26 protein-coding genes and 1 tRNA gene are annotated in these 26,048 nt (G+C 63.4%); 6 read left to right on the top strand and 21 right to left on the bottom strand.

Annotated elements, in window-relative coordinates; genetic code table 11:
- Nucleotides 1-64 precede the first annotated feature (64 nt).
- From VGG64_08825 to VGG64_08770, 12 genes are all read right to left on the bottom strand, one after another.
- Nucleotides 65-346 (bottom strand): hypothetical protein, encoded by a 282-nt coding sequence (locus VGG64_08825; GenBank protein ID HEY1599691.1) that lies wholly within the window; start codon nucleotides 344-346, stop codon nucleotides 65-67.
- A complete protein-coding gene (locus VGG64_08820; protein ID HEY1599690.1) occupies nucleotides 343-2,013 on the bottom strand; it encodes a ParB/RepB/Spo0J family partition protein in 1,671 nt (556 codons plus the stop codon). Before VGG64_08820 ends, VGG64_08825 begins: the two co-directional genes overlap by 4 nt.
- A gap of 318 nt (nucleotides 2,014-2,331) precedes the next feature.
- Complete coding sequence (locus tag VGG64_08815; GenBank protein HEY1599689.1) at nucleotides 2,332-2,631, bottom strand: hypothetical protein; 300 nt, start codon at nucleotides 2,629-2,631, stop codon at nucleotides 2,332-2,334.
- Complete coding sequence (locus VGG64_08810; GenBank protein ID HEY1599688.1) at nucleotides 2,628-3,056, bottom strand: hypothetical protein; 429 nt, start codon at nucleotides 3,054-3,056, stop codon at nucleotides 2,628-2,630. Before VGG64_08810 ends, VGG64_08815 begins: the two co-directional genes overlap by 4 nt.
- Nucleotides 3,053-3,289, bottom strand: coding sequence for a hypothetical protein (locus tag VGG64_08805; GenBank protein HEY1599687.1), 237 nt, complete (start codon nucleotides 3,287-3,289; stop codon nucleotides 3,053-3,055). Before VGG64_08805 ends, VGG64_08810 begins: the two co-directional genes overlap by 4 nt.
- Nucleotides 3,289-4,377: a hypothetical protein gene (locus VGG64_08800; protein HEY1599686.1), complete on the bottom strand. Its 1,089-nt coding sequence runs from the start codon at nucleotides 4,375-4,377 to the stop codon at nucleotides 3,289-3,291. Before VGG64_08800 ends, VGG64_08805 begins: the two co-directional genes overlap by 1 nt.
- A 26-nt stretch (nucleotides 4,378-4,403) precedes the next feature.
- Entirely contained in the window at nucleotides 4,404-4,571 is a 168-nt protein-coding gene (locus VGG64_08795; GenBank protein ID HEY1599685.1) for a carbon storage regulator, read from the bottom strand.
- A gap of 393 nt (nucleotides 4,572-4,964) precedes the next feature.
- A complete protein-coding gene (locus tag VGG64_08790; GenBank protein HEY1599684.1) occupies nucleotides 4,965-5,228 on the bottom strand; it encodes a hypothetical protein in 264 nt (87 codons plus the stop codon).
- Nucleotides 5,229-5,606: 378 nt separating this feature from the next.
- Nucleotides 5,607-5,885 (bottom strand): hypothetical protein, encoded by a 279-nt coding sequence (locus VGG64_08785; GenBank protein HEY1599683.1) that lies wholly within the window; start codon nucleotides 5,883-5,885, stop codon nucleotides 5,607-5,609.
- A gap of 3 nt (nucleotides 5,886-5,888) precedes the next feature.
- Entirely contained in the window at nucleotides 5,889-6,053 is a 165-nt protein-coding gene (locus VGG64_08780) for a hypothetical protein (protein ID HEY1599682.1), read from the bottom strand.
- A gap of 4 nt (nucleotides 6,054-6,057) precedes the next feature.
- Nucleotides 6,058-6,288: a hypothetical protein gene (locus VGG64_08775; protein ID HEY1599681.1), complete on the bottom strand. Its 231-nt coding sequence runs from the start codon at nucleotides 6,286-6,288 to the stop codon at nucleotides 6,058-6,060.
- A gap of 24 nt (nucleotides 6,289-6,312) precedes the next feature.
- On the bottom strand, nucleotides 6,313-7,470 hold the full coding sequence (locus VGG64_08770; GenBank protein HEY1599680.1) for a site-specific integrase: 1,158 nt from the start codon (nucleotides 7,468-7,470) through the stop codon (nucleotides 6,313-6,315).
- A 606-nt stretch (nucleotides 7,471-8,076) separates the two neighbouring features.
- On the opposite strand from VGG64_08770, the gene VGG64_08765 reads away from it, so the two are divergent.
- On the top strand, nucleotides 8,077-8,736 hold the full coding sequence (locus tag VGG64_08765; GenBank protein HEY1599679.1) for a hypothetical protein: 660 nt from the start codon (nucleotides 8,077-8,079) through the stop codon (nucleotides 8,734-8,736).
- An 11-nt stretch (nucleotides 8,737-8,747) separates the two neighbouring features.
- Here VGG64_08765 and VGG64_08760 read toward each other — a convergent pair whose 3' ends face one another.
- Both VGG64_08760 and VGG64_08755 read right to left on the bottom strand, forming a co-directional pair.
- On the bottom strand, nucleotides 8,748-9,212 hold the full coding sequence (locus VGG64_08760) for a hypothetical protein (GenBank protein HEY1599678.1): 465 nt from the start codon (nucleotides 9,210-9,212) through the stop codon (nucleotides 8,748-8,750).
- Between the two features lie 377 nt (nucleotides 9,213-9,589).
- Nucleotides 9,590-9,663: transfer RNA gene (locus tag VGG64_08755), tRNA-Asp, on the bottom strand.
- A gap of 230 nt (nucleotides 9,664-9,893) precedes the next feature.
- Between VGG64_08755 and VGG64_08750 the strand changes: the two genes are divergently transcribed.
- The gene (locus tag VGG64_08750) at nucleotides 9,894-10,028 is read left to right on the top strand and encodes a hypothetical protein (GenBank protein HEY1599677.1); all 135 of its coding nucleotides are present in this window, start codon (nucleotides 9,894-9,896) and stop codon (nucleotides 10,026-10,028) included.
- A 183-nt stretch (nucleotides 10,029-10,211) separates the two neighbouring features.
- Here the strand turns inward: VGG64_08750 and VGG64_08745 are convergent, their stop codons facing one another.
- The 4 genes from VGG64_08745 to VGG64_08730 all read right to left on the bottom strand — a co-directional run bounded on the left by VGG64_08745 (nucleotide 10,212) and on the right by VGG64_08730 (nucleotide 16,369).
- On the bottom strand, nucleotides 10,212-11,981 hold the full coding sequence (locus VGG64_08745; protein HEY1599676.1) for a glutamine--tRNA ligase/YqeY domain fusion protein: 1,770 nt from the start codon (nucleotides 11,979-11,981) through the stop codon (nucleotides 10,212-10,214).
- Nucleotides 11,982-12,184: 203 nt separating this feature from the next.
- Nucleotides 12,185-13,462: a sialidase family protein gene (locus VGG64_08740; GenBank protein HEY1599675.1), complete on the bottom strand. Its 1,278-nt coding sequence runs from the start codon at nucleotides 13,460-13,462 to the stop codon at nucleotides 12,185-12,187.
- A gap of 62 nt (nucleotides 13,463-13,524) precedes the next feature.
- Complete coding sequence (gene gltX / locus VGG64_08735) at nucleotides 13,525-15,096, bottom strand: glutamate--tRNA ligase (protein HEY1599674.1); 1,572 nt, start codon at nucleotides 15,094-15,096, stop codon at nucleotides 13,525-13,527.
- Between the two features lie 145 nt (nucleotides 15,097-15,241).
- Nucleotides 15,242-16,369, bottom strand: coding sequence for a hypothetical protein (locus tag VGG64_08730; protein ID HEY1599673.1), 1,128 nt, complete (start codon nucleotides 16,367-16,369; stop codon nucleotides 15,242-15,244).
- A gap of 358 nt (nucleotides 16,370-16,727) precedes the next feature.
- Here VGG64_08730 and VGG64_08725 point away from each other — a divergent pair, with 358 nt between their 5' ends.
- On the top strand, nucleotides 16,728-17,483 hold the full coding sequence (locus VGG64_08725) for a hypothetical protein (protein HEY1599672.1): 756 nt from the start codon (nucleotides 16,728-16,730) through the stop codon (nucleotides 17,481-17,483).
- A gap of 54 nt (nucleotides 17,484-17,537) precedes the next feature.
- Here VGG64_08725 and VGG64_08720 read toward each other — a convergent pair whose 3' ends face one another.
- A complete protein-coding gene (locus VGG64_08720) occupies nucleotides 17,538-18,404 on the bottom strand; it encodes a fumarylacetoacetate hydrolase family protein (protein HEY1599671.1) in 867 nt (288 codons plus the stop codon).
- Nucleotides 18,405-18,809: 405 nt separating this feature from the next.
- On the opposite strand from VGG64_08720, the gene VGG64_08715 reads away from it, so the two are divergent.
- The 3 genes from VGG64_08715 to VGG64_08705 all read left to right on the top strand — a co-directional run bounded on the left by VGG64_08715 (nucleotide 18,810) and on the right by VGG64_08705 (nucleotide 23,495).
- Nucleotides 18,810-21,065, top strand: coding sequence for a diguanylate cyclase (locus tag VGG64_08715; protein ID HEY1599670.1), 2,256 nt, complete (start codon nucleotides 18,810-18,812; stop codon nucleotides 21,063-21,065).
- 303 nt (nucleotides 21,066-21,368) lie between these two features.
- Nucleotides 21,369-21,980: a superoxide dismutase gene (locus tag VGG64_08710; protein ID HEY1599669.1), complete on the top strand. Its 612-nt coding sequence runs from the start codon at nucleotides 21,369-21,371 to the stop codon at nucleotides 21,978-21,980.
- A gap of 399 nt (nucleotides 21,981-22,379) precedes the next feature.
- The gene (locus VGG64_08705; protein HEY1599668.1) at nucleotides 22,380-23,495 is read left to right on the top strand and encodes a hypothetical protein; all 1,116 of its coding nucleotides are present in this window, start codon (nucleotides 22,380-22,382) and stop codon (nucleotides 23,493-23,495) included.
- A 7-nt stretch (nucleotides 23,496-23,502) separates the two neighbouring features.
- On the opposite strand, the gene VGG64_08700 is transcribed toward VGG64_08705, so the two are convergent.
- A complete protein-coding gene (locus tag VGG64_08700) occupies nucleotides 23,503-24,804 on the bottom strand; it encodes a GAF domain-containing SpoIIE family protein phosphatase (GenBank protein ID HEY1599667.1) in 1,302 nt (433 codons plus the stop codon).
- A gap of 116 nt (nucleotides 24,805-24,920) precedes the next feature.
- Nucleotides 24,921-25,745 carry a hypothetical protein gene (locus VGG64_08695; protein ID HEY1599666.1) on the bottom strand — a complete coding sequence of 275 codons (825 nt, stop codon included), beginning with the start codon at nucleotides 25,743-25,745 and terminating at the stop codon, nucleotides 24,921-24,923.
- Nucleotides 25,746-26,048 lie beyond the last annotated feature (303 nt).

The following is a 26,048-nucleotide window of genomic DNA, read 5'->3' as shown; positions in this document are numbered from 1 at the left end:
CGCGCACTGCGGACAACTTCCCCCGCGCCTGCTCATCACTCCGTGTCTCCGTGGTAAAAAACGTTCAGTTGCGCGATGCGTTCGGCACCGGGCGGTCAAAGTGAGGGTTGTCGCCGAGCCGTAGCAGTCGCTCGACCTCGGCGTCTCCCATCGCCAATAGCTGGATTAAATTGTCGGCCACGGCGCGCGCGATGAGCGAGCTCGTGCCGCAGTTGCCCGGATGACGCAACGCCAGTTGCAATTGCGACATGACGATCACGGCCGCTTTCGCGTCGAGCTGCAGATCCACGCCGGGGTGGTTTCGCAGCGCCTCGTTCAATCGCCGCGCGCAGAGCTCATCGCTCATCTCGACACCGTACCTTTCTCCGCGTCTCCGCGTCTCCGTGGTTGATCCTTCATGGCCTTCGCCCGACTTTTCTTCGCCGGCTTGGCGCGGGCCGCCTTGACCGGCTTGACCTCCGCGGGCAGCGGCAGAACTTTTTGCTGGGCCAGAAGACGTTTTACTAATCCGCTTTTCGGCTCCCCGTCTTTGACGTACACGCCCCAGCCGCGGGCTAACACGGCCAGCTGCTCGCCCGTGTGAATACGAAAATACTCCTCGGTGAGCGGGCCGGCGAACGCCTGGCGCTTGCCGTTTTCGTCGCCAGGCGGCCGGTCCTTGCTGGGATGCTGCCCCTTCCAGGCCGCGGCGACGTCGATCGACAGCTCGCGGGCGAACATCTCGACGACGTCGGGAGGCAGCAGCGGCACGGCGTCGGGGCGGTTCGTGCACCGCTCGGCCTGCGCCCAGCCGGTCACCAGCAGTCGCCGCACGAATGACAGGCCGACCTGGCCGACGAACTGGTCTGGCGTATCGCCCAGTGCGCCGTAAAGCGCCTTGGCGCCGTGCGCGGGCTTCGGACCCGCAAGCAGTGCGCCTCGCAAGGCGTCGCGACGTAGCGAATCCATCGTGCCGGCGTGCACAATCCCGCTCGCCAGCAGGAGGATCAACCGCTCACACGCATAATCGACATGGATATCGCCGCGCGTGACGCGCTCGCCGCACAGCCAGCGGATCCAGTCGGTGCGCCAGCGATCGAGCCGGTCGCGGAATTGCCGGGCCTTTGTCGCAGCCGCTTTCTTGGCCTCGGCCGGCGAAAGCTTTTTGGTCCCAGCGGAATGTTTCTTGTCGCGGACGTCCTCCCGTTTGGCCTTCCGCGCGGCGTACGATTCGACGTGCGCGTCCCAGATCTCCTCGAACAGGTTCGCGTTGGTGGCGCGCTTTTCCTGTTTGCCCCCCCTCCCCACCGTGACTACGGCCAGCCGCTCGAGCTGCTCGGGCGTGAACGCCGGCAACGGAATGTCCTTGTGCGCCTTGTTGCTCCACAAGGTCCCTTCGACCGGATACGTCGTTTGCTCGAGTGCCTGGTCGACGTCCTCGGCCAGCTGCTCGGCCGACGAGAGGCCGCGCCGCCAATGATGGGGGTTCAGCTGGTCCTTGATATCCGCCGCCAGGTCGGCGAGCGCCTTGGGCGCCTCGACGGCGCGGACGATCTCTCGCGCGTGCCGTTCCGTTATTTCCCCGGAAATGAGCCATTGCCGCCACGGCTTGGCCGGCAGTTTTAATAATCGCAAGGCGTTCCCGATCTTGGCCTGCGAGCAGCCCAGCGAGTCGGCCAGCTCCTGCTGCGTGCAGCCGCGCAGTTTGAGCAGGGCCTCGAAGCCCTGCGCCTCCTCGAGCGCATTGAGATCCTCGCGTTGCAGGTTCTCGACGAGCCCCAGCTCGTGGGCCTGACGGTCGTCGACCTCGAGCAGCAGGCACGGCAGCGCGGTAAAGCCGGCCAGCTTGGCCGCGCGAAAGCGCCGCTCGCCGGCGACCAGCTCATAGCCGTCGCCGCGGCTCCGCACGGAGACGGGCTGTAGGATCCCATGCGCGCGAATCGACGCGGCCAGCTCCTCGAGCTTTGCCTGGTCGAACGTTTTGCGAGCGTTGGCCGGCGACGGGCTGATCAGCGAGATCTTGATCTGCCGCATCTCAGCATCCGTAGAATTAACCGCTGAGGACTGAGAATTAACCAAAGAGGCGGAAGAATTAACCACGGAGGGCACGGCGGACACGGGGGAAGAGGGATGCGCGGCGCCATTGGTCCCATTTTTCTTTCCGCTCCGTGCGCTCCGTGGCCTCCGTGGTAAATCCTCTTCTCCTTCGCCGCGAGCCCGATTGTCGTAGGCGTCGGGATCTCCCGCCACCAGCTTGCGATCGCTGAGCCCGGGATGATGGCCGTTGCCATTCCCGTTCCGCCGCGCCGCCTTCTGCGCCAGTTTGTCGAAGCCAATCACGTCGATCTCCTTTCAAAGAGAGGAACCGCGGGCGCCCCGCTGCGCTTTCGCGCACACGGTGCAAATATCAAACGCCGGAGGAGCCCACGCGCACGACTCCTCGGTCTCGGAGTCGATGCACGGATCCCAGTGGCTGCAGCCGCAAACGCGGCACACCTGCTCGGGAATGTGCTTGTCGATAAGGTCGGCCACGAGCTCGCCCGGCGTCTGGTGATGGCGCGCGGCGATGAGGCGCGTGCGCTGGTAAAGATCCGCAGGGACCGCCGCGTCGATGTGCCGCTTGCGCACGTTCCGTTTCGGGCGCGCGCTCATGGCCTTCTCCCTCGAAAGGGTTTCGCGGGCAGGTGGATTGCCAGGTGCGCGAGCAGCGGGTGCGCGCCCCATTGGATGAGGTCGCCCGCGAATGGCAGGCGGTAGAAAAAGTCCCGATACAATTTCATGTGCTCCCAGCTCGCGAACCCGTCGCTCCTGGCAAACGCGTCGAGCTCGTCCGGCTCGCCGAAGCGCTGCTGATCGATGACGATGCCGCTCCTGTCGATCCAACATTCGCGGACCGCGATGCAAGTCTCCTCGCATAAAACGCGCATCCGCGAGCGATAGGGGCGCCCTTCCCAGGCGCGGAGGCTGAGGGATTCGCCCGGAACGATCGGGCGTTTGCGCGTGCGGCGGATCGAATGCACCTTCTCGCCCGATACCACGGGCTGCCAGAACCGTCTTTCGAAAAGCAGGACCGTCATATTTCCTCCGGTTGCCCGACCAGGCCTGCTCGCAGCGACGCCAGCCGCGCGGCCAGCCCCAACCGCCGCTCGGCCTCGCGCAGCAGAAGTGCCACCAGGTCGACGTCGCCGTCGGTGACCGCGTCGACGATCTCGTCCTTGAGCCAGCCGGGCACGCGCTGCCAGCACTGCGCGCAGAATAACTTAACTTCATCGACCTGGTTAACGCAGAAGGGCGCTTTGCAAAACGTCATCACGGCGCCCTCCGCGGCAGATAGCGCGCTTCGACAGCGCGGCCGATCGCCGGATCCGGCAGGCACTCGAGCCAGCGCACGTTGAGCTCGTGCAATCCGGTTTTGCAGGCGCCGATGAAAAACCGCCGCGGTGCCTCTGGATGGGCAAGCGTCCCCGCACGGCGATGCGCGTCGAGCTCCTCGAGGATCCGTTGCACCTTGGCCCGCACCGCCGGCGTGCCGCTATAGACCGCGTTGGCCACGCGGAGGATGGGCCCGTTATGCAACAGCGGGTCGGCCACGCGCCGCTCGATCGAGGCCGCCAGCTCCCCTAGCATGCGCACGGCCTGGTCGGCCGAGGGGGGCGCGTAGTCGGCCAGCGCCGCGCCGATCGAGCACGCATCCGTTACGGATCCGCGGCCGGCGCGCGCCGCCTGGTGCGCGTCGAGGTCGAGTTTTGGCGCAAGGTCGGGCGCAAGGTCTAAGACAAGGTCTCTTGTAGAAATACCTTCAAGGTCTAGGTCTTCGCGCGTACGCGGGCGCGATTGCGCGAGCGGCGGCCGCGGCGGATCCGTAACGCATCCGTCACGGATCCGTAACGGAAGCGTCACGCTTCCGGGCGGTGGGCCGTGGGCCAAAGTATTCGGCGCGGAGGGCGCGCCCGCTGCTTGCGGGCCGCCCCCCGGTGCGCCGAAAGGATGGGCGTCCGTGCCCGGCGCGTGCCGCTGGTCGTGATCTTGCTCATCAGCCGCACCGGTTTGATCATCGTCAAACAGGGAGCCTTGGCCGTCGATCTCGATTTTGCAGGCACGCGCGACGACGGCCGGGTCCTTGACCCGCACCGTCCAGCGGCCCACGCCGCATTTTAGAACGTCGATCAATCCCGCCTTGTCGAGCGCCCGCAGGCAGCGGACGCCGCTTGTGCCACTGGTTCCCTGGTCGGCGGCCACGTCGGCCGGCACGACGTCGAGCAGGGCCTCCTGGCCGTAGGCCAGCGATTCCCACAGGAACTTGGCCGCGATCTTCGCCTCGCCGCGGAGACCGGGCCAGCGTCTCAATAGCTCCCAGGTTTTGTCGCGCGCGGAAGGCGCGCGTTCGGGAAACCCCATGGATCAGTCCTTCCTTGGAGCGATGGTCAGGCGGCGCGGTCAGTCAATTCCGAGCGCAGGATCTTCACGTTGGCCGGCGCCTCGAAGCCTAGTCGCAACGTCTGGCCGTCAAAGCGCAGTACCGTCATTTCCACCACCGTGCGGCCGATGATCAACCGCACCTTCTGTCGTTGCTTTCGCGCGAGAACGAGCATGGGAACGTCCTTGTTAAAGAAGAAATGGAACCACGGAGACGCGGAGGCACGGAGCAAATGCAGGAATCGAACCTGCTCCGCCTGATCGCGCAGGCGGCCAATTTGGCGGATCAAAGTCGATTGCGTGCTTCGCCCAGCTCTGGCTGTGCTTACGGGGGATTTTTCCCCGCTGCGTTCGCCGCGACGACAGGTGTGCTATTGCAGAGGCGTTATCGACTCCCCGGCGTTTCCCAAATTGTGCGGGCTCATCCAACCCCGCCGATTCAAGGGCTCCGTGTCTCTGTGCCTCCGTGGTGAACAGCGTTAGAAAAAAAGCGGCGGCGGGTGCGGAGAAACGATCTTCGCGCGGCCCAAACCGGTAGGAGGCCTTCCCGCCGCCCGCTAGGCAATTTGTCACAGAGCCGCATCGTCGATCGGCGCGTCGACCGGCGCCGCGGCCGGCGCGGTGCTGGCCATCTCGCCCGGCCCGCAGCGACCATGCTTGGCCTTCCGCGCTTCGCGCAGGCAATGCAAGGGCCGCATCAGGCAAGCGAGCTTGGCGTGCTCTCGCTTGCCGCAGCCCTGGCGCGGGCAGCGGGCCAGCGCCGGCGTGGTGCTCGCGGCCGCGACGGCCGCGATGATCAAGAACAGAAATACTTTCGCAGTTTTCAAAAGCACAATCGGACTCCTTTTCCGAAAGGGACGAAACAGAAAAGCGCGCCGCGGGGCGCGCCACCACAGGGGCGGGGAGGCACTGAGCAGACGGACTGACTCCTTTCTGGGGGTTTCTCGGTGCCTCCGCGTCTCCGTGGTGGCCAGCCGCAAACGAACGAGCGCGCGCAGTCGGCAAACAAATGGCAACGTTCGCCAGGTGGGGCAGGAACCTGGCGGCGCCGGCCGACTGCGCGCACTCGGACATTTGAAGCGCTAGGAAATCCCAACAGACCGCAGACCACAGAGGCACAGAGGCACGGAGGCGCTGAGCAGACGGGCTGACTCCTTTCTGGGGGTTTCTCGGTGCCTCCGCGTCTCCGTGGTGGCAAAACGTTCGCAGCCTCATTTGGGCGGCCCTCCTTGGGTGCCGTCGGCGACGCGAAGGCTGGCTGCGCGCGCGCGCCCCCAGATGCGACGCTTCACGCGCAGGATGTTGCGGACGATCTTGTCGCATTGCTCGGCCGATTCGATATCGAAGTCCCACCGCTCGAGCTCGGTCAGGTGCACCGACAGCATCAGGGCCGGCGGACCATGCTCCGGGCGCGGGCCCACGGTCAGCTTCTGGATCTGCTTGATCACATGCCTGGGGGCCGCGTCGGCCGCCTTGCGTAGGATTCCCATGCGTTATTTCCCCGGAAATGAAGCGGTGCTTTTCCTGGCCGGCGGCGGCGCCGACAACCAGCCGCGGCGCACGTCGGCCACCAGCATGGCCAACAGCGACATGCCGGCCTCCAGGGCCATGCCGCAGATGATCGTGGTCACCACCTGGTCGCGTTCGCGGTATCCCACTTTCCTATTCCCCTTTTCCGTTCGCGCTCGGGGCCAGGACGACTCGCGCGATATGGTTGGCCAACCGATCGAGCCGGTCGAACGTCCGCTCGCGCAACCGCAGGCCGCGGAACTCGGCGTCGACGATCGCTCCCTCGAGAACGCCCACCAGGCTGGCCTCCAGCCAGGTGCGGGCATCGTCCAAGCGGCGGTCGCGCGGGTCGCACGCCGGCGCCGTTGATTTAGAACTTGCCATCGGCCGGACTCCTTCCTGCTGGCGTCAATCGAAGAGCCGTCGCTGTTGCGAATCGAGCGCCGCCGCGGCGCCCGAGGGTTGTTTCAATTGCTGCACACCCGAATTGAGCTGCTGTCGTCCGACATAGCTGCGCATCGTGGTGGCCGCGTTCTGGTGGCCCAACAGGAACTGCGAGGCGAGCAGCGATACCTCCGCCATTTCCGTGGCTGCCGCCTTGCGCAGGCCGTGCAGGCCGAAGCGGCGCTCGGGAGGAATGCCTGCCGCCGGCAGGAGCGATTCCCGAAACAGCTTGTGGAAATTCGACCAGCTCCCCCATTCGCGATCGGCGCGCCCGGAGGGCCAGCCCCAGATCGGCAACCCGGGATTGAGCTCGATGGCCCGCTCGCGCCCCGTGCGCATGATCTCGATCGCCGCGCGCGAGATCTCGTTGAGCGGGACCGTCTGCGAACGCTTCTTTCCCTTGCGAATCGAACGCCCGAAGCGCAAGCGGCCGTGCGGATATTTCTCCGGACGGTCGAGCAACAGGCCGGCCCAGGTGACGCGCAACATTCCGCCCCGCCGCTCGGCCACGTTGTAGCAAGCCAGCAACAGCGACGGCCACCAGATCGCATGCGCCACCGGCAGCTTGCGCGGCAGGTTCATCGCCTGCCCGGCCTTCAGCAAGGCCTCGATCTCGGCCAATGTAAAATTGTCTTCGACCTCTTCCGCGATCGCCTCGGGAGGATCGAGGTAGGGGACCTCGACGAGCAATCGCTGGGCTTTTTTGTTGCGCGGACCGCGCGGTCCGGCCAGCGACAGGCAGGTCTGCACGTGCCGGCAGTGCTTCGCCACCGTATGCGGCGAGAGAGTCGTTTCCGATTTCATTCCCGGCAGCGTTTGCAGCGCCACCACGAAGTCGCTGGTGTGCTTGTCGTCGACGTCGATCAGCCGCGGATCGGCCGTGAAAGCGACCCAGTAGTCGATCGATTGCTGATACTCGGCGATCGTGGAACGGCTCGCGCCGCGCTCCCGGAACCAGACCGCCTTGACGAATCGCGCAAAGAATTCCGCAAGGGTCATCGCCGGCGAAAGGCCCAACGAGTCGCGCGGATCGCCCGGCGCGGATTCCGGATTGAAGACACGAAACGGCTGCTCGCATAGCGCTGGCGCCTCCGCGCCCGTCGTGATTTGTCGCGTCGTCATGTGCTGGCTCCAGGTGCGGGTGAATACGAGCGATTGGCTCGAGCACCTACACCGTGGCGCAATAGCGGCCTTTACCCTGGCCCGCGCGCGCCCGCCGGCGCGCCAGTCCTGAGCGTCCGAAATCGTGCGGCGCGCGACAGCGATCCACGTGGCAGGCGCGGCGACGATTCAGCGCAGGGCCGGCGCGCCTGGGGCGCGCGCGATGAGCCCGATCAATGCGGGACAGAAAACCTGCAGCTCTCTGCCGCCAGAAATTGGCGGGTAAATGGCAGCTGCTGACCAACAACCGAAAACGTTCAAAAGAGAAACGCGATTTCGGTGGGCGCCGGTCAGCCTAAGAGCCGCGCGGCCGCTGCCCCGCATTGAATCGGGACGCGCCGAGCGAAAAAGAGGAGCGGACTCGCAGTCGCAAAAAAGAAAGCACGCTCCCCGCTAGGGCCGATCAGAGACTCACCGCCAATTTCGCGCGGGCCGAAGCCCGCGCACTCAACGAATTCGGGCGTGAGTCTACCGCGCGGCGCCAGAGAGTCAACACGATTTCCCGCGGGGTCGGGTCGCGTGCTATGCTTGCGGCGTGGCGCCAAGGGCTACGAAAGGGAGCAGGACATGTGGTTATCCGCGCATCACGAGTTCAACATTACGCGGTACGACAGTGCGCAGGCGACGATTCCCTGGAGGGTCGACGTACATGCGATCGTTGATGATCCTGAGCCCGGCGCGCGCGAAGAGTTTACGGTGGGGAGGATCCTGGCGGACGAGCTCCGGCCGGGAGAGATCGACGAGCTCGGCGACGACCCGTGGGACGTCGCCGATGCCGATAGCTCAGGCCTCGAGGCAGCCTACGCGGCGGTTCTCGACGAGCATGGATGTTTCCGCGACGACGAGTTCACCGCCGGCGGCGACCAGATCGTGTACCTTTACCGGTTTGCTCTCCATCCGGATTTCGTCGACTGGCGGCTGGCGGTGATGGATTCTTTTTGTCGATTGTTCGCATCGCCCTCGGCCGTCATCCTCGCGCAGCGTCACACGACGCTTTTTTCCGACACGGAGCTTTCCGAGGTCGGGTTCCGGCTGCTCGCGCCGACCGTGTATCGCGGGCCAAAGGGCGCGCGCCGGATCGATCGGACGACCGAATTCTATGTGCGCGACTGCACGTTGAAGACCAGATTCGAGCTACGGGACGTAATTGATATCGAGCCGCCGTCGGCGACGTCCGCGCACGAGAAATGGCTCGAAACGTGCGGTCCGTGGGACAAACTCTGCTGACAGGCGGCGCGCTATTTCCCGGGGCGGCGCCGCGTGTGCGCATCCACGTATGTGCCGTCCTTGCGGAAGTAGCCTTTAACCGATACCGGACCGCTCGATCGTTCGGCGCCGCCGCGCTCCTTCGACGCATAGTTCGGAACATCCGGTTCGGTCGCGTCGATGGAAACCGGGCCGAGCGCCGGCGCCGCGATGTAAGCTGGCGGCGAAAGCGCGGGCTTCGCGTTTGCGCCGTCCGAAGTCGGATTACGCTGAAATCCGTAAAGGAAAAGTCCTGAGCCGACTATAAGAATGACGGCGAGACATCCCGCCAGCGCGCGGCGCTCCGCCTTCTTCCGCGCCTGTTCGCGCTCGCGCTTACGACGTTCGATCTCGATCGGATCGCGAACCGACTTCCAAATGGCGAGGCTCTTCGAGATACCTCGTTTGACCGAGCCGATTGATCCCTTGAGCGGAGGCGCCGCGGCGGCCGTCGGCAATTGGGCGCGAGGCGAAAGCCATTTAGGAATTTGCATGCGGCCCCTTTTTTTCGAGATAGAGTTTTCAAGGGGCAGTTCGATCGCGCCCAGGGGCAGATCGGCGCCGCGTTGCTTGAGTCACGTATGGCGGTGAATACACCGGCAACAGGACACGCGACGCGATCAATCCTGGACGCGACTGAACGGCCCGATTATGCCGATCGATCGCGCCCAGGAAGCGAAGCGCCGCGCTGAATTCGTTGAGTAAGGCGGTGAGTTCACCGGCAAACCAACACGCGGCACCTACGCCCCTGGGCGCGACTGAACGGTCCGTCCTAACAAATGCACCGGATGTATAGTCCGGTACACTTTCGTCGTAAGTCCTTTAACGGTAGTAGCGAGGGCGACGGGACTCGAACCCGCAACCACCGGATCGACAGTCCGGTACTCTAACCAATTGAGCTACGCCCCCGGGTGGTTGAAGCGGTGAATTATACCCCCCGGTCCACCCCTCGCAAGCGGACCTATAAAGGCGCATGGCGGCCGGTCGGTCGGGCCTGTTCTGCCGGACGTGCGGGCCGCCGAGAATGAAATGCCAGCCGCGGCTCCTGCCTGGCGCCATGACTGACCTATTCTTTTCGATAAGGCAGTTACCCCTCGTAGCACCTTGGCAACCACGGGTGGGCGTGTCGGCCGGCAAATATGTGGCACTTCGTAAATAAGACGCTGCTGTATTTCGATCGCCTCAACAGCCACCAATGGATGTGGGTGCTGTTCGGCGTCGTGTTGTTCGGGCTGTTCTGCATGCGCGGCTTCGGCTCCCGCTCGAAATACTAGCCCGCCGCGCAACGGCCGCAGGCATTCGATCCCGAAGCCTGCGAACGCTGCGCGGTACGCCCGGCCTAAGCGGCGGATGGCTTCACGACGTGCGTGTTCTCTGCGTAATCTGCGGATCGAAAGCTTATTGGCTGACCGCGATCCGCACGCTTCGCAATCCGCTCGGCCGTGCGAACGGATTCGCTACTTCTTTTTCTGGCCCTTCTCGATTTTCGCCCAGGTGTCTTTCAACGACACGGTGCGATTGAAGACGAGCTGCTCGGGCGTCGAGTCTACGGAGTCGACGCAGAAGTATCCTTGCCGTTCGAATTGAAACCGTTCTTCGCCGCAGGCCGTGGCCAGCGATGGTTCCACCCGGCAGCCGTTCAGCACTTCTAGCGACTGCGGATTGAGATTGTCTCGATAGTCTCCCCCCTTGGACACGTCGCCGGGGTCGGGCTTGGTGAACAAGTGGTCGTACACGCGCACTTCGGCCGGCAAAGACTTCGAGGCCGAGACCCAGTGGATTGTCCCTTTTACCTTTCGTCCGTCAGGCGTGTTGCCGCCGCGCGTGGCTGGGTCGTAGGTGCAGTGCAGTTCGCTCACTTCGCCGGTCTTCTCGTCCTTGACCACACTGATGCAAGTCACCAGGTAGGCGTACCGCAGGCGCACTTCGCGTCCTGGCGCCAGCCGGAAAAACTCCTTCGGCGGATCCTCGCGGAAATCGTCGCGCTCTATGTACAGCTCGCGCGTGAAGGGAACCTTGCGCGTGCCGGCCGTCGCGTCCTCGGGATTGTTGATCGCGTCCAACTCGTCGACCTGGTCGGCCGGGTAGTTGTCTATCACCACCTTCAGCGGCCTGAGCACGGCCAATACCCGCGGTGCCCGGCGGTTCAGGTCTTCACGAATGGCGTTCTCCAATACTTGCACGTCGATCACGCTATTGAACTTGGCCACGCCAATCCGCTCACAAAAGCTACGAATCGCCTCGGGCGTATAGCCGCGCCGGCGCAGCCCCACCAGCGTGGGCATGCGCGGGTCGTCCCAACCGCTGACCCGCTCCTCTTCGACCAGTTCCAGCAATTTGCGCTTGCTCATCATCGTGTAGGTAAGATTAAGCCGGGCGAATTCGATCTGCTGCGGACGATAAATCTTCAGCTCGTCCAGAAACCAGTCGTATAGCGGGCGATGGTTCTCGAACTCGAGCGTGCAAATCGAATGCGTGATCTCTTCGATCGAGTCGGATTGCCCGTGCGTAAAATCGTACATGGGGTAAATGCACCAGGCGTTGCCGGTGCGGTGGTGCGTGGCGTGCAGGATGCGATAGAGCACCGGATCGCGCATGTTGAGATTCGGCGAGGCCATGTCGATCTTGGCCCGCAACGTGCGCGAGCCATCGGCGAATTCGCCGGCCCGCATCCGTCGAAACAGGTCCAGGCTCTCGTCGCTCCGCCGGTCGCGGTAGGGGCTGTTCTTGCCGGGCGAGGTGAGCGTGCCGCGATGCTCGCGCATTTGCTCGGCGTTGAGATCGCAGACGTAGGCCTTGCTCTCTTGGATCAGTTGCTCGGCCCACTGGTAAAGCTGCTCGAAGTAGTCCGAGGCATAGAACATCCTGTCTTCCCAATCGAACCCCAGCCAGCGAACGCTGTCCTTGATCGAGTCGACATACTCGACGTCCTCTTTGCTGGGATTGGTATCGTCGAAGCGCAGGTTACACAGCCCCGAGTAATTTTTCGCCAGGCCGAAATTCAGGCAGATGCTCTTGGCATGGCCAATGTGCAAATAGCCGTTCGGTTCGGGCGGAAAGCGAGTGTGGACGCGGCCGCCGTATTTGCCGGTGCGGAGGTCCTCTTCGACGATCTCTTCGACGAAGTTGAGATGGCGTTCGGCCTCGCCGGCCGCGGCATTGGTGTCGGCGGCTGCTGGGTCGGATACGGGTTTGTTCTTGGCAGGAGCGTCTTTTTTGTCGTTCATGTGGCCGATTATCCAAAAAACGTGCCCGTTGCGACAGGGGAGATTTTGCGGCGCAGCCCACAGGACGGCGGGCAGGCGTCGGAATATAAAACCAGCAGGATTTGCCACGTAGGTCACAGAGCACACCAAGAGGGGCCGATAGGTGGCCTTGGGTTTGCATGCGCGCAATGCGTCGCACGCTGACGGGGCCGTGTCACGGCATGTCACTTGGTGGCGGACGACGGGACCTTCGGTGGTGGAGTCAGATTGTCTTTTCCGCCGCTCAGCCACTGGAGATTGAAGCGGGCAAGCGTCAACCGATCGCCAGCGAAGTCGCTCTTCTCGCCACGGCCATAGAAGCACAGGATGGTGCCCTCAAGCGTGACGGCCAGGTCGCTGTAGGTGCTCCAACCTTCGTCCAAGGTTTTGGCGACCGGCCAGGATTCTCCTTCGTCGTAGCTTAGTCGCACGGTCAGGTTGCGGCGATCACGGCTGCCGCCGGCTGTTTCCTTGCCGTCGGCCCGCGACAGATTCGCCGGATTGACGAACAACAGGCGGTCGCGGCCGTCGCTCTGCTCGGTCGACAGTCGCACGAGACTTCCCATGCAAATCGGCTCGACGAGCGCGTCGTCAAAGCGCGGCGTGCTCCATTGCGTGGCCCCGTCGCGACTGGTGGTAATCAGTCGCCGATGTCGTGGCGATTCGTTGCGCACATTCAGCATCACGCGTCCATCGGCCAACTCGGCAGCCGTCGTTTCGTTTGGATTCACCCACTGATCCGTACAGGGGACCGCGATCGCGCCAGCCTGCCAGGTGCGACCATGATCATCGCTGTATATAGTTGCCACGACCGACGGGCGATGCGCGTTTCCGCCCGTGCCGGTCGACATCCAAATCGGCACCAGCAATCGTCCGCTGGCGAGCTGGATACCATGATCCGGTCCCGTGGCGATGACCTGCCAAGGGTAGTCCTTGCGAAACGTCTCGAACACCGACGTGATCTCGACCGGTTGGCTCCATGTGCGGCCGTCGTCCTGGCTGCGCGATGCGAAGCAGCGGCAATACTCCAGACAGAACAGAAACGTCACTGTGCCGTCGCGATCGGCAATGAAGACGGGATTGTTGTAGGTGACGTCCGTCGCTTTGACGTTCTTCAATTCCAGCGCTACTGGATTCTTCGTCTTCGGACCGGAAACCTGCGGCATCTTCACTGGTTCGGACCAGGTCGCTCCTTCGTCCGTCGAGCGCCGCAGCAGAATATCTATCCCGTTCCAATCTCCGCGTCCGCGGCGCGCCTCGGCCCAGGCCAGCACTGTGCCGCTCTTCGTTACCACGATGCCCGGGATGTGATACAGCTTGTAAACGCCGTCGCCAGCCCGAAACAGATCGGTCTTCTTGATCCAGGCCTCACCGGCGCCGGCTACTGTTGCCAAAGGTGCGAACAGCATCAACATGGCTAGCCAGTAACTTGCAGCAGCGCTCGACGGGATTTTGCCATGCATGGATAACCTCGCGCCCTTGGCTATTGAGCATTGCTGCCCGAAACAATGCGAAGCCGATGCCCCTAGCTCGTTTTGCCGCGCCGAGCCAGCGCCCGATCAATCCGTGCAATCGATGCCTCGCGCCCTAGGATGGCCAGTGTTTCGAACAGCCCGAAGCCCACAGTCTTGCCAGTCGCCGCAAGGCGAATCGCATGAATGATCCGACCGACGCCAATTTCTTCTTCGCTGACGAACGCTTGTAATAAAGTCTCGAGCGCGGCCGGGTCGAATGCCGGGGCAGCTGCCAAGCGCGCGCGAAAGCGATCGAGCCGGGCCGCGGTCTCTTCGTCGCGCAGTTGCTTTTCGAAACCCGCCTCATCGTAGTCAAGCTGATCGTCGGGGCGAAAGAAATCTTCAAAATCGAGAATGTCGCCGGCTACCTTGATGCGGTCACCGGCGGCTTCGATCACTTGCCGCAGCTTCGCCCGACTTTCGGCCGTGGCGGGCGTCGCGATCACGCCGGCACGCTCGAGATAAGGAAGCGTCATGTCGAGCTTCTCGTCGACCGAAAGCTCCTGCATGTAGTGATCCTGAAAGGACCACAGCTTTTTCGGGTCGAAGCTGGCCGGGGCTTTGTTGACGCGCTCCAGCGAAAAATTGTCGATCATCTGCTGCCGCGTGAAGAACTCGGTCCGCTCGTCGAGAGACCAGCCTAACAGCACCAGGTAATTGACGATCGCGTCGGGCAGGTAGCCCACCTGCTCGTAGAAATCGACGATCACGGGATTGAACGTTTCGGCGGCCGTGGTCAGTCCCAAGGTGGCCGCGATCGCCCGACCGTGCTCGTTGATCTGGGCAAAGTCGCGATTCTTCAGATACTTGTCGAGCTTGCGCTTGCTGAGCTTGGTTTTGCTACCGGGTTCGGCCACATACGGCAGATGCGCATACACGGGACGCGGGTAGCCGAGCGATTCGAGAATGAAAATCTGCCGCGGCGTGTTCGACAGGTGCTCTTCGGCGCGGATCACGTGCGTGATATCGAAGTCGTGATCGTCGACCACGCTGGCCAGGTGGTACAGGCAGGTGCCGTCGGTGCGCTGAATGACGTGATCCTGCTCGCGGGCCCATTCGAACTCGACTTGGCCGCGGATCTGATCGTCGATCACGAGCGTGCCCGCGCGGGGCATCTTCAATCGCACCACGGCTGAGCGACGTTCGTTCTCGAAGCGGACGCGGTCGCTGGCCGATTCCGCCATCCACGTTCGGCTATAGAGGAAGGCGCGTTTCTCGCGCTCGGCCGCCTCGCGCTCGGCGGCAATTTCCTCGGGCCGGGCGTAGTCGTGGTAAGCATGCCCGGTGGTCAGCAACCGATCGACGGCCGTCTGATAGTGCGCCAGTCGCTGTGACTGATAGTAGGGAGCGTGCGGGCCGCCGATGTCGGGCCCTTCGTCCCAGTCGATGCCCAGCCATTTGAAACCGTGCAAAATGGGCGCCAGCGCCGCCTCGACATTGCGCTGCTGGTCGGTATCGTCGATCCGCAGCAAGAACTGCCCACCGTGGCGGCGCGTAAAGAGCCAGTTGAACAGCGCCGTCCGTACACCGCCAATGTGCAGGTAACCGGTCGGGCTGGGAGCAAAGCGGGTGCGCACTTTCACGGATCGAGTTCCCTCAGACTGTCAGGGCGGGGGCAACGGGCCGACGGCCGAGACCGATTAGACCCGCGAGCCCCGCCGATGTCCAAGGGGGAGCGAATGCCCGAGAAGCAGTCTCGACGAGCGTTTGGGTGACGGCGGCCCGCCACTAGCCCAGCCGCGTCTTGCGCTGCTTCTCTTGCTGGCGGCGAAGGGCCTTGCGCTCGGACTTCGACAGATTATGGACGTCGTGGCCGCTGTCGGCGTTCCCTTCGCCATCCTCGTCCTCGTCGTCTTCATCCTCGTTGTCGTTGTGCGCCTTGGCTTCGACCGAATCCAGGTCGCTGCGCTTCGACGAGGGGCGTACCGAGGCGTGGGGCTGATCGACCTTTTCTTTGCGGCCCCACAGGCTGCGGCGTCCGGCGGCTGCTTCGGCCTTGGCTTCCTTGGGCGCCTTGGCCGGCTTCGCGGCCACCAGCCCTTGCGAATCGAGAATCACGTGGCGGGCATAGAGGCACATCGAAAACAGCAGCAGCAGACTCCCCCCCATCTCGCAGCCTTCTTCGATCAGAACGCCATATTCGGCCACATTGGGAGGCAAGAAGCCGAAGTGCGCGGCCAGCGCCGTGGCAAATGTTACGCCGGAGATCGTCAGGGCCACGAGCGACGAGATACAGCTCCGCAGCTCGAAGACCAGCCGCAATGTGATCCCGCCGACGACCAAGGCGTAGAAACCGACCCAGATCATTTCGGTTTCGCGCAATGACTGTCCGGCGAATTCGCGCAGCGTCGTTTGCACGCTCTCGTGAAGGCTGGCGGCTTCGTCGACTGACAGCCACAGCCAGCAAGCGGCCACCCACAACCAGATGCGGTAGTGGCCGTGATAGTCGTCCAGCCGATGGCGGCGCAGCGAATACACCACCAGGGCCACCACGGCGGCCAGATCCAGTGTCAAGGATGTGAACCAGTTGTTCAGGCTCCCCTCGGCCGTCAGATCGAACGTCGGCAAATGATGTTCGGCGACGCGCAAGGCATTGGTGGCATAGGCGGCTTCGATCCCGGCGATGACCGTTAGCCCAAGCGCGAGCAGCAGAATCAGCTTGGGCAGTTTCTGCGGAATGAAATCGATCAATCGCGGTTGATGTTCGCGCAGCGACTCGGCCGGATAACGTCGCGCGGACGATCGATTGGCGGCGGTCGACTTGGCGACCGGCGTGCCGGCGGCGCCGGTCCCTTCGTCGGCCACTACGCGTCGTCGTCGATCATCGCCTTGTCGGGAACGAAAAAACTGAACCATATAAATCGCTGGGGGCGTGAGGTGGTCGGTTGGGTGTTGGCAGCCGCAGCTGGGCACTGGGGGGGCCGGCGGGCAGTTCCGGCAGGTCGACGGCCGCGAACGGAAGGGAAACAGCGCGAGACATGCCAGCAGGCGCCGCAGCGCGACGAGCCCATTGTGACTTTCGGCGCGCCGGCACCTTGCTCTGCACTTTCAAAGAAACGCGCCGCACGTGTTGGCACCGGGACGTTTTTCAGCGACGCCATCACTCGTGTTAACAGTGCTGCACCGCTAGCAATGCTGGCGCAATCGCATTCGGATTGACCGTCTGCCCACGCTTCGCTAATTTCCCTCGCCCAGAAAAAACCGGAGAGGCGCTATGCGCGATTGCGTGCAACAATTCCTGACGGCCGCTGCCGCCACGCTCGACCTTGAGGGGCCGGTCGCGAACGTCGCCACCGACCATTCGAGCGCCGAGGCGCGTCATTGGATGCGTCGCCAGTTTGCCGGCAAGGTGGCGCTCGACTGTCGTGTGCCCGCCACGCGCTTCGGCGATTGCGAGCTGCTGATCCCCAGCGTGTTGATCGAGCGTGGCTCGCTGCGCACCTTGTTGTGCCTGGATCTGGTCAAGCGCTTCGACGAGACGGCCGAGCTGTTGCGGTACGTCTTGCCACTGTTAGAGCCCGGCGGCCTGCTACTGGTCACGGCCGACATTGGCGATGCCCGGCCGCAGGAGGGATTATCGCGTGTACTCACGCCGCTGGGTCTCGAACGGCTGACGGCCAATCTCGACGGCGCCATCGTGGGCTGGCAGGGAGACGTCGACTTTCCACGCAGCTTGTTCCTGGTGGCGTGCCGATCTCCGGTTCCCGAACGGTTTGTGCATGGTGCGGGTCGTTTCATAGACTCGTTCCGTTGGCAACAGCTCGACCCGGCTCCGCACCCCTCGTGGCACATGAAGCTGTGGTCCGCGTTGCGCGCCTGGCGCACGCGCGGTAGCCAGGAAGCCGAAGAGACCGTGCAAGAAGAGACCAGCTTCTCGCTGCACCTTCCCAGCGCGCGAGATTGGAAACAGGCGCTGTTAAGGATGCCCCCTGCCGAGCAGAATCCTGGGGCACATCTCGACGCGTGCTGAAGCTCGCCACGATCGGGCACCAACCGCGATCGATCTTGCGGTCGGCACAGTGTCTTAGCTCTTGGCATCCGCGGCGAATGTGTTGCGCAGCAGCCCGACACGATCGATCTCGACCTCGGCGACGTCACCCGGCTTCAAAAAGATGGGAGGCGTACGGGCGAAGCCGACGCCCGGCGGAGTTCCTGTAAAGATGACATCACCGGGTAGCAGTGTGCAGACCTGCGACACGTAAGCCACGACTTGCGGCACGGAAAAGATGAGTTGGTTCGTATTCGAATCCTGTAGCACCTGACCGTTCACCCGGCATTGAATGCGCAATTGGCCGGGATCGCCGATTTCGTCAGGCGTGACTAGCGCCGGGCCAAACGGCGCAAACCCGTCGAACGTTTTTCCCAGCAGCCATTGCTTGCCCGGCTTGCCGATTTGCCAATCGCGCGCCGAAACATCGTTTCCGACGCAATACCCGCCGATGTACTGCGCGGCGTCTGCCACCGAGACGCGCCGTGCGCGACGGCCCATGACGACGACCAACTCGGCTTCGTAATCGACTTCCTGACTTTCTGGCGGCAAGAGAACCGTGCTCTCGTGAGCGGCCACCGCGGTGGCAAACTTGTTGAAGATCACCGGCTCGGGCGGCGGCTCGACGCCACTTTCCCGCGCGTGATCGGCATAGTTCAGCCCCACGCAGATCACCTTTTGCGGATCAGGTACGGGCGCCAAAAGCTGCACTGTGCGCGGATCGATCGTCTCGCCAAACGTTTGCGCTTTGGCGGCCCGGCGCAGCATTTCGTCACCGCCGGCCAGAAATTCCTTGATCGAACGGGGGAGCGTGGGATCGACGCGCTCCAGGTCCACGTAACGGCCATCGCGCACGGCCCCCACACGCGGCCCGAGCGGACCCTGGAAAGTTATCAGCCTCACGTCGACCTCGCTTGTGTTTCTGGGGTGGCGCGGCTGCGCGGCGCAGCAGAGCAACAGACGCCGCCTTGATCCGACAATCACGAAGGCATCACATTAAGTCGCTGGACAACGTTTCGCAAGCGCCGCGCGTGCGCGCCCGAGGCCGGTGGGCCGGAGCAACCGGGGGTGGTGCAATGCCCCTCGCATTGCCGGTCGCCGTTGGCACAATCCCTCGAACCCTTTCACCCGGCGCGACGCCGTCGGCCGTCGCCTCGCTTCTTGTCGTGCGGGCCAAGATTGGCCAGCAACCGGGTGCGTCGCGACCTATTTTTTCCAGTGGCGGACGCGTCGGGGCGCCGTGGGGCGAAAGCAGTTCGATCGCGTCCGCCGGTCGAGAGATCACGCGCCTTGTTCTGGATACTTGCGATGGACCCTTCCCCTCAGATTCAGCCGGGTGCGCCGACGGTCGATAGCGGCGCCGTGGGCGTGGCCAACATCGAACGGCTCGGCGAGCTTTCGAAGTTGCTTTCCGATCTCGAAGAGACGCCGCACGGGGCGCGGAATGCGCCGCTCAAACTAACGACCACACAAGAGAACGCACTGATCCAGGTGCGGCTGGGTCTGGCCAGCAGCTTGTACACGGCGCTCAAGTGGAAGCACGAACCCACGGCCATGCATTGTCTGCGGGTGGCACTGACATGCTCGGCCTGGGTGCATCGCATCGGGTTACCGCCCGAGCGACGTGACGAGATCGAAGTCGCGGCACTGTTGCACGACGTCGGCAAGATCGGGGTGCCCGAGGCAATTCTCAATAAGCCGGGACCGCTGTTCGCGCAGGAAGTGGCGGTGATCGACGGCCATTGGCTGGTCGGGCTCGAGATTCTGCGCAGCTGCTGCGCATCGAAGACTTTGCAGGACATCCTGCTGTACACGCCCGCCTGGTTCGACGGCAGCAAACGCGGGCAAGGGATCATTGGCGAGAACATTCCTTTGGGGTCGCGGATCGTGGCCATCGTGGATGCGTTCGATTCAATGACGTCCGAGCAGATCTACCGGCCTGCCCTGTCGCGCGAGCGGGCGTTTCAAGAGCTGTACCAATGGTCCGGTCGGCAGTTTGATCCGCGGCTCGTAAAATCGTTTTGCGAGTTGCACGACAGCAACGAGTCGAAGTTATTGGAACTGGTGCCGCGCCGTTGGCTGCAGCAGCTCGATCCGAAGGAAGTCAACGCGATATGGAAGTTGAATGATGGCGAGGCGCCGTCGCCGCAGTTGTACCAATTGCCTCTGTTCCAAGAGCGGCTAGTCGAACAGATGGACGACGCGACGATCTTTCTGGACGCCGCGCTGCGCGTCATCCGCTGGAATCCCGGGGCAGAGCGACTTACCGGGCTGTCGGCCGAGAGCGCCTACCTGCGAAATTGGACGCCGACACTGTTGCATTTGCGCAACGAAAACGGCTGCGTGATCCATGACGAGCAATGCCCCATGGCCTATGCCCTGACGACGCGCACGGCCTGGGCGGGGCGAGTCAATTTGCGAAATGCCGAAGGGCACATCATCAGCGTCAAGGCCCAGGCCTCGCCCGTGATGTCCGAAGATGGCACGCCGCAGGGACTGGTGGTGTTGTTGCACGATGCCTCGCACGAGGCCAGTTTGCAGGAGCACTGTCAGAATCTACGAGACATCGCTACCCGCGATCCTTTGACGCAGCTGGCCAACCGCGCCGAATTCGATCACTTGTTCGACGTATTCGTCACCTCGCATACTGAAAGTAAAAAGTCCTGCAGCCTGATCATCACCGACATCGATTTATTCAAGCAAGTCAACGATGTTTACGGTCACCAGGCCGGCGACGAAGTTATCCGCGCCTTTGCGGCCGTGCTGAAGGGATCCTGCCGTTCAGGCGATCTCGTGGCGCGCTATGGGGGCGAAGAATTCGTCATGCTCTGCGCGGATTGCGATAGTGCGACCGTCTTTCGCCGTGCCGACCAGTTGCGCACGGCGTTTGCCCGCACGCAACACGAATCCATGGGTGGCAAGAAAGTCACGGCCAGTTTCGGCGTGACCGAGATGCAACCCGGCGATACGCCCGACACGATGCTGCGCCGTGCCGATCGCGCCCTGTTGGTGGCCAAAGAGGAGGGCCGCAACAAGGTCGTGCAATTGGGTTCCGGCCAGGAAACGGCCGACAAGCCGCTGGTTCGCGTGAAGTGCAAGTTTACGGCCGGCGAAGCACTGATCGAGCAGCAGATGGCCAGCCATGTTCCGCTAAACGTCAGCGTGGAAAAACTGCGCGGGTTTATCGCGGACCATCATGCTACGGTCATCGATCTGAAGGATACCCGCGTCGTGCTGGCCGTGACGTGCGGACCGCCGGCTCGACCCTTTCTTTCGACGTCGGAACGTCCGACGCGCTTCACGATGGAACTCGAGTTCCGCGAGGAGCGCGACAAGCACGAAACGCCCGACGGCCGCAAGCACGACGTGTTTTTGCGAACGTTGATCAAGGTCGTGATTCGGCCAGAAAAATCCCGCGAGCGCAGGCAGCGAACTGTCGACGAGCGCGCGCGGCAGCTATTGATCAGCCTGCGCGCCTACTTGATGGCGGTCGATCCCATCAGCGAAGGGGGCGTATTGCGACGGGCGAGAAACCTGCTCAATCCGTGGCGGGCGAAGAAGTAAGCGCGCCCGCGGCCCGAGCAATAAGTGTGCTGCCAACGAACGACGCGCGCGTTACAGCGTCGATGCTTGCCGCGATTTGTCTGCATCACGGTCACGAATTGATCGCGGATTTGCACGGTGGGATAAGCCCTCGGCGGCACACAAATGCGCACCTGGCTTCGCACTCGATCCGGTGCGAGCCGGCGGCTGGACGGCGTCGAAAAGCCCCATCTTGCGGCTGATTGCCAGCGGCTGCGCGATCGGGTATGCTGCGCGCGGAAGCAAGATTACTGAGCGCAATCGCTCGCTTTGGAGATACCAGCCATGGCTTATACCGTACCCAACCTCCCGTACGCCTTTGACGCCTTAGAGCCCCATATCGACGCGCGGACGATGGAGATCCATCACGACAAGCATCATGCCGCGTACGTGACGAATCTGAATAACGCGATTCAGGGAACGGAGTTGGGCAACCAGTCCATCGAGGCGCTGGTGGCGGCGATCGACAAGGTTCCGGAAAACATTCGCACCGTGGTCCGCAATAACGGTGGCGGCCACGCCAACCATTCTTTGTTCTGGACCATCATGGCGCCACATGCTGGCGGCCAACCGTCGGGCGCGTTGGCCGATGCCATCAAGGCCGACCTGGGTGGTTTTGATCCCTTCAAAGAGGCCTTTGCCAATGCCGCGGCCACACGCTTCGGCAGCGGTTGGGCTTGGCTCAGCGTAGGTCCCGGGGGCAAGCTCCTGGTCGAGAGCACACCTAATCAAGACAGCCCGCTGATGCACGGCAACACGCCCGTCCTGGGCTTGGACGTGTGGGAGCACGCGTACTACCTGAAGTACCAAAATCGCCGGCCCGACTATGCCGCCGCATTTTGGAACGTGGTTAATTGGCCGGCCGTTGCCGAACGCTACGCGGCCGCCAAACGCTAGTCTGCCAAACGCTAGTCCGTTAACAGCACCACGGCGCGTTGCACAACGTGATGCGCGTCAGCCGCGTGTGCTTCCGACTGCTAGCGGAACATCGCTACCGCGCAGGTACCGGCGGATATTGCCGTTGACGTGCCGTCGCGGGCCTCTATAATCCCCGCCCGGTTGCGCCCGTGGCGTGCTCTCTGTCAATCGTGCTTGTTTGCGCGATTGAATCGAGAGAAGCGGTGCCGTCGTCCGATACTGTCTCTATGACAATCTAGCGGGTTGGGCTTGCGCTCGATTCACTCGATTGAGCACATCTGTCAAATCTCAGGGACAACAGTGGTCCAGCGGCGCGGCACGGAAGCCGGACGGCCGATGGGTTCCCTGCCATATCTCAAGTAACAGGGCGAGCGAGCCATGTATTTTCCGGTCGCGCAAGCAGTAATCCTCAGCCTTGTGGCCGTGGCGTTGACAGGTTGCCAAAGCGGCGCCACTTGGCCGTGGGCTAAAAAAGATCCGGCCGTTTCGCAGGCCTATCCTGGTAGCGCCGCCGTGCCGGGCGCCGCCGCGACACCCGGAAGTTATACGGGCAACGCTGCTGGTGGCGTTGCCATGCCCTCCACACAAACACCTGCGTACAACGTAGGCAACAACTACGCGCCTCAGGCGTCCGCCGCGACGACCGGTGCGGGTTTGTATCCTGAAGCGGCCGGCGCCGCGGCAACTGCCTATCCAGGCAGCCCGTCCGCTTATGGAACAGCTTCGACCTATGGCGCGGGTGCTGGTAACTTGGCGGGAGCGGGCACTACGCCAGCGGCCGGTTATCCAAGCACCGGTGCCGCGGCTGCGGCTCCTCAAGAAGGCTTATACAACAGCACTGCTACTGCCGGGGCAGGTGCTTACGGTGCCCCGGCGACGCCCGCCGCCTATGGAGCTCCGGCGGCCGGTGCCTATGGACAGCCCGCAGCCACGGGCGCTTATCCGCAGACTGCTTCGAGCTATCCGGCCAGTGGCGCCGCACAGGCATGGACGCCACCAGCCACGGGCGCCACGCAGAGTTGGGCGCCCCCGACAGGGACGAGCCCGCCGCCTAGCGATACCGCTCCGTACGCGGGCACCGCCAGCGGTAGCCCTGTCGCACAGACTGCCGATAGCCGGTACTCGCCCTACGGCAGTTCGGCCCCGGCCTCGAATGGCTACACCAGCCCGGCCGCTAGCTCGTCTTATCCAGCCGCCACGACGCCGGCGGCTGCTGGTGCGGGTGCGTACCAGGGATCGGCTTATCCGACGACCCCCGCGTCTTCGACCGCGCCCTCGGCGAGTGCTCCGTACCGCCCTGGCGGCACGTCGGACTATGTGCCCACTTCGCAAGGCGGCAGTGTGCCGAGCGGATACGGGGCAACCGGTTCTGGCGTTCATCCTGCCGGGTATGACGAGGCGTATTCCTCGGCACCGGGTACGGCGATGCCTGCGACACCAGCGACCAACGCGCTGGGCACTGGCTTGCCCTCCGATCCGACGATGACTCGCTAACGCGTCGTTACGGATTGCGGCGCGCGACGAGTATCGTGAGATCATCTGCCGGATGGTCCCCCACGTAGAACTGCTCGACTTGCTCGCCGACGTGGCGCACGAGTTCTGCCATCGGTTCTTCGGCATGTTCGCGCACGACTTGCTCCAGCCGCGCGAGACCGAACGGACGATCCTCGGCATCCATTGCCTCGACGATGCCATCGGTGCAGAGCACCACCATATCTCCCGCGGCCAGTCGCAGGGGCGGCGCCGCGGGAAAGTCCGGCTTGTCGGCAACTCCCATAGGCAGGCCTGTTGCCTTGAGCGGTACAAAGCAGTCTGCACTGCGCATGTAGTGTAGCGCCGGCGCGTGCCCTGCGTTGGCATAAGACAACGTATGCGTCACGGGGTCGAGCACCGCCACGACCATAGTGATGAAATGACCGTCGACCAGGTCGCTGGCCAACGACTCGGCCAGCAGCCGCAGCAGCACCTCGGGGGACGAGTGATCGAGCAACAGGGCGCGCAGCGCAGCCCGTGTCGATGCCATCAGCAGGCTTGGCCCCAGACCGTGGCCGCTGACATCGGCAATGATCAAGCCCGTATCGCCGCCGCGTAGCGGCAGCACGTCGCAATAGTCTCCTCCCACGGCCTGTTGAGGAAACCACCACGTGGCGACGTCGTAGCCGGCGATGTCCGCCAACTGGCCCGGCATGAAGCCGCGCTGTATGTCGCGGGCGATCTGCAACGATGCTTCCACGGCCTGGTTGCGCCGTGACCGCTCGACAAGTCGCGCGCGATCGAGCGCGACCGAAGCATGCGCGGCAAATGCTACGATCAATTCCTCGTCGAAGGTGTCGAATGGCCCACCGATGTTGTTCAACAACTCCAGCACGCCGAGCAGGGCATCGTCGTGCGGCGATACGAGCGGCGCCGCCAGGATGCTGCGGGTGTGATAGCCGGTTTGACGATCGACCTGCGAGTTCCAGCGTGGATCGGCCGAGGGATCGGGCACATTGACCAGCGTCCGCTCGCGCGCGGCGTAGCCCGAGATTCCCTGATCGAGCGGATGCCGAATTTCGGCGATCTCCAAATCCGTAGCGGCAAGCGTCACGAGGTCGCCCGTTTGCTCGTTGTACTGGTAGACCGTGGCTCGTTCGCAAGCCAGCGCCTGGCAGGCCTCGGCTCCGATGACCCCCAGAATCTTGTCCAGGTTGATCTCGGCGGCTAATCGGCGCGTCACCTCCAAGAGACGGTTTAGCGCCGCCACCCGCTGCTGGGACGTGTAGATCGTTTCGCTGGCGGCGGGATTTGTCGCGTCTCGTTCCATGCGGTCACTGTAAGCGGCGCATCACTCGGAGGGAAGGAACAGCAGGCGCCGCGGGGCGCGATCAATACCAGGAACGTACTTTGGAAAGAGATCTCGACGTTTGGCACGAGCAGCATCTATTGCTGCGACCTCGCCGCAATCCATTCGCGCGAGACAAATCGCTGCAAGTGCGCCACGAACGTACGCTCCTCGGCGCTGCGATCGGCAGACGCACCTGCGGAGGGGGCCGCTGCGCCGCCGCTGGCGCGATCCCGAATGCGCACACCCCACAGCATGCCATAGGCGTTGCGAAAATCGCGCCACAGTCCGTCCAGTGAATCTGCTGCAGGGCGTTGTCCCGGCCAACCAAGGATCGGCAGCAGACCTGCCAGCGCCGCCAGCGTCAACGCCGCCGGCACGCGAGCGCTTGCATAGATGGGCAGTGCAATCGGCAAGTAATCTGTCATCAGCACCACTTGCGCCAAGCCGAACAAGATGCTCGATGGCCAGAAACGCGTCGGTAAATAGTTTACCCATCCGACCGCGACCAGGATCGTCAGGAACCCACGCCAGGCCGGATCGAGCGCGACGGGTTGTCCGTAGTGGTAGAGCAGATCCTGTAGCGCGGGGAGCGACAAGACGCCCCACAGTGAAGCGACAATGATTTGCCAGGCCCGATCTTGCGGACGCTTGGCCCCCAGCACCGCCATTACGGGACAGAATGTCGCCAGGGCGGCCAGGCACCGGGCCGCGTTGAGCCAACGCGGCGGACCCTCGGTTGCAGTGATCGCCGCCAGCAGCTCGACTCCGGCGACAGAGAGCAAGGCCACCCACGCCCAAACGCAAGGCGCGGCCAGCGTCGTGCCACGAACGTAGGCGCGCGCGCGAACCAAAACGCCGCCAACAATCATGGCCGGCAGCAGTATCGCAGCGATCGGTAGTATTTTCGCAGAGTCGACCATCGTGCGCCGTACGTTACTCACAAACCGCAACAGCCAGCACAATCGTTATACGTGGCGCTGGTGTTGCCAAAAGTAAACACGGGATTTCGCCTGTTCATTCTAACAGCAAGTCGCTGCCCGACAGCAGGATACGCTCGGTCGCGGTGTTTCTGGCAAGCCTTGCCGGTTGGCGAAAAATAAACGGTTGCGTTTGCTCTACCGTCAATCGCGAGGCATGTTTCCCCAGACGCACGTCGCCTACCACGAGCGGCCGCCGCAGTAATCAACCTGCGAGCCAACGTGGATGACGTCTTCACGAACATG

The organism is Pirellulales bacterium, assembly GCA_036490175.1.
Taxonomy (GTDB): Bacteria; Planctomycetota; Planctomycetia; order Pirellulales; family JACPPG01; genus JACPPG01.
This window is presented reverse-complemented; position numbering and strand designations above follow the sequence as displayed.

Excerpts from the sequence above, each read along its gene's own strand:
- VGG64_08825 (HEY1599691.1), bottom strand. The coding sequence starts at position 346 with ATGAGCGATGAGCTCTGCGCGCGGCGATTGAACGAGGCGCTGCGAAAC.
- VGG64_08820 (HEY1599690.1), bottom strand. The coding sequence starts at position 2,013 with ATGCGGCAGATCAAGATCTCGCTGATCAGCCCGTCGCCGGCCAACGCT.
- VGG64_08815 (HEY1599689.1), bottom strand. The coding sequence starts at position 2,631 with ATGAGCGCGCGCCCGAAACGGAACGTGCGCAAGCGGCACATCGACGCG.
- VGG64_08810 (HEY1599688.1), bottom strand. The coding sequence starts at position 3,056 with ATGACGGTCCTGCTTTTCGAAAGACGGTTCTGGCAGCCCGTGGTATCG.
- VGG64_08805 (HEY1599687.1), bottom strand. The coding sequence starts at position 3,289 with ATGACGTTTTGCAAAGCGCCCTTCTGCGTTAACCAGGTCGATGAAGTT.
- VGG64_08800 (HEY1599686.1), bottom strand. The coding sequence starts at position 4,377 with ATGGGGTTTCCCGAACGCGCGCCTTCCGCGCGCGACAAAACCTGGGAG.
- VGG64_08795 (HEY1599685.1), bottom strand. The coding sequence starts at position 4,571 with ATGCTCGTTCTCGCGCGAAAGCAACGACAGAAGGTGCGGTTGATCATC.
- VGG64_08785 (HEY1599683.1), bottom strand. The coding sequence starts at position 5,885 with ATGGGAATCCTACGCAAGGCGGCCGACGCGGCCCCCAGGCATGTGATC.
- VGG64_08775 (HEY1599681.1), bottom strand. The coding sequence starts at position 6,288 with ATGGCAAGTTCTAAATCAACGGCGCCGGCGTGCGACCCGCGCGACCGC.
- VGG64_08770 (HEY1599680.1), bottom strand. The coding sequence starts at position 7,470 with ATGACGACGCGACAAATCACGACGGGCGCGGAGGCGCCAGCGCTATGC.
- VGG64_08765 (HEY1599679.1), top strand. The coding sequence starts at position 8,077 with ATGTGGTTATCCGCGCATCACGAGTTCAACATTACGCGGTACGACAGT.
- VGG64_08750 (HEY1599677.1), top strand. The coding sequence starts at position 9,894 with ATGTGGCACTTCGTAAATAAGACGCTGCTGTATTTCGATCGCCTCAAC.
- VGG64_08745 (HEY1599676.1), bottom strand. The coding sequence starts at position 11,981 with ATGAACGACAAAAAAGACGCTCCTGCCAAGAACAAACCCGTATCCGAC.
- VGG64_08740 (HEY1599675.1), bottom strand. The coding sequence starts at position 13,462 with ATGCATGGCAAAATCCCGTCGAGCGCTGCTGCAAGTTACTGGCTAGCC.
- VGG64_08730 (HEY1599673.1), bottom strand. The coding sequence starts at position 16,369 with ATGGTTCAGTTTTTTCGTTCCCGACAAGGCGATGATCGACGACGACGC.
- VGG64_08725 (HEY1599672.1), top strand. The coding sequence starts at position 16,728 with ATGCGCGATTGCGTGCAACAATTCCTGACGGCCGCTGCCGCCACGCTC.
- VGG64_08715 (HEY1599670.1), top strand. The coding sequence starts at position 18,810 with ATGGACCCTTCCCCTCAGATTCAGCCGGGTGCGCCGACGGTCGATAGC.
- VGG64_08710 (HEY1599669.1), top strand. The coding sequence starts at position 21,369 with ATGGCTTATACCGTACCCAACCTCCCGTACGCCTTTGACGCCTTAGAG.
- VGG64_08705 (HEY1599668.1), top strand. The coding sequence starts at position 22,380 with ATGTATTTTCCGGTCGCGCAAGCAGTAATCCTCAGCCTTGTGGCCGTG.
- VGG64_08700 (HEY1599667.1), bottom strand. The coding sequence starts at position 24,804 with ATGGAACGAGACGCGACAAATCCCGCCGCCAGCGAAACGATCTACACG.
- VGG64_08695 (HEY1599666.1), bottom strand. The coding sequence starts at position 25,745 with ATGGTCGACTCTGCGAAAATACTACCGATCGCTGCGATACTGCTGCCG.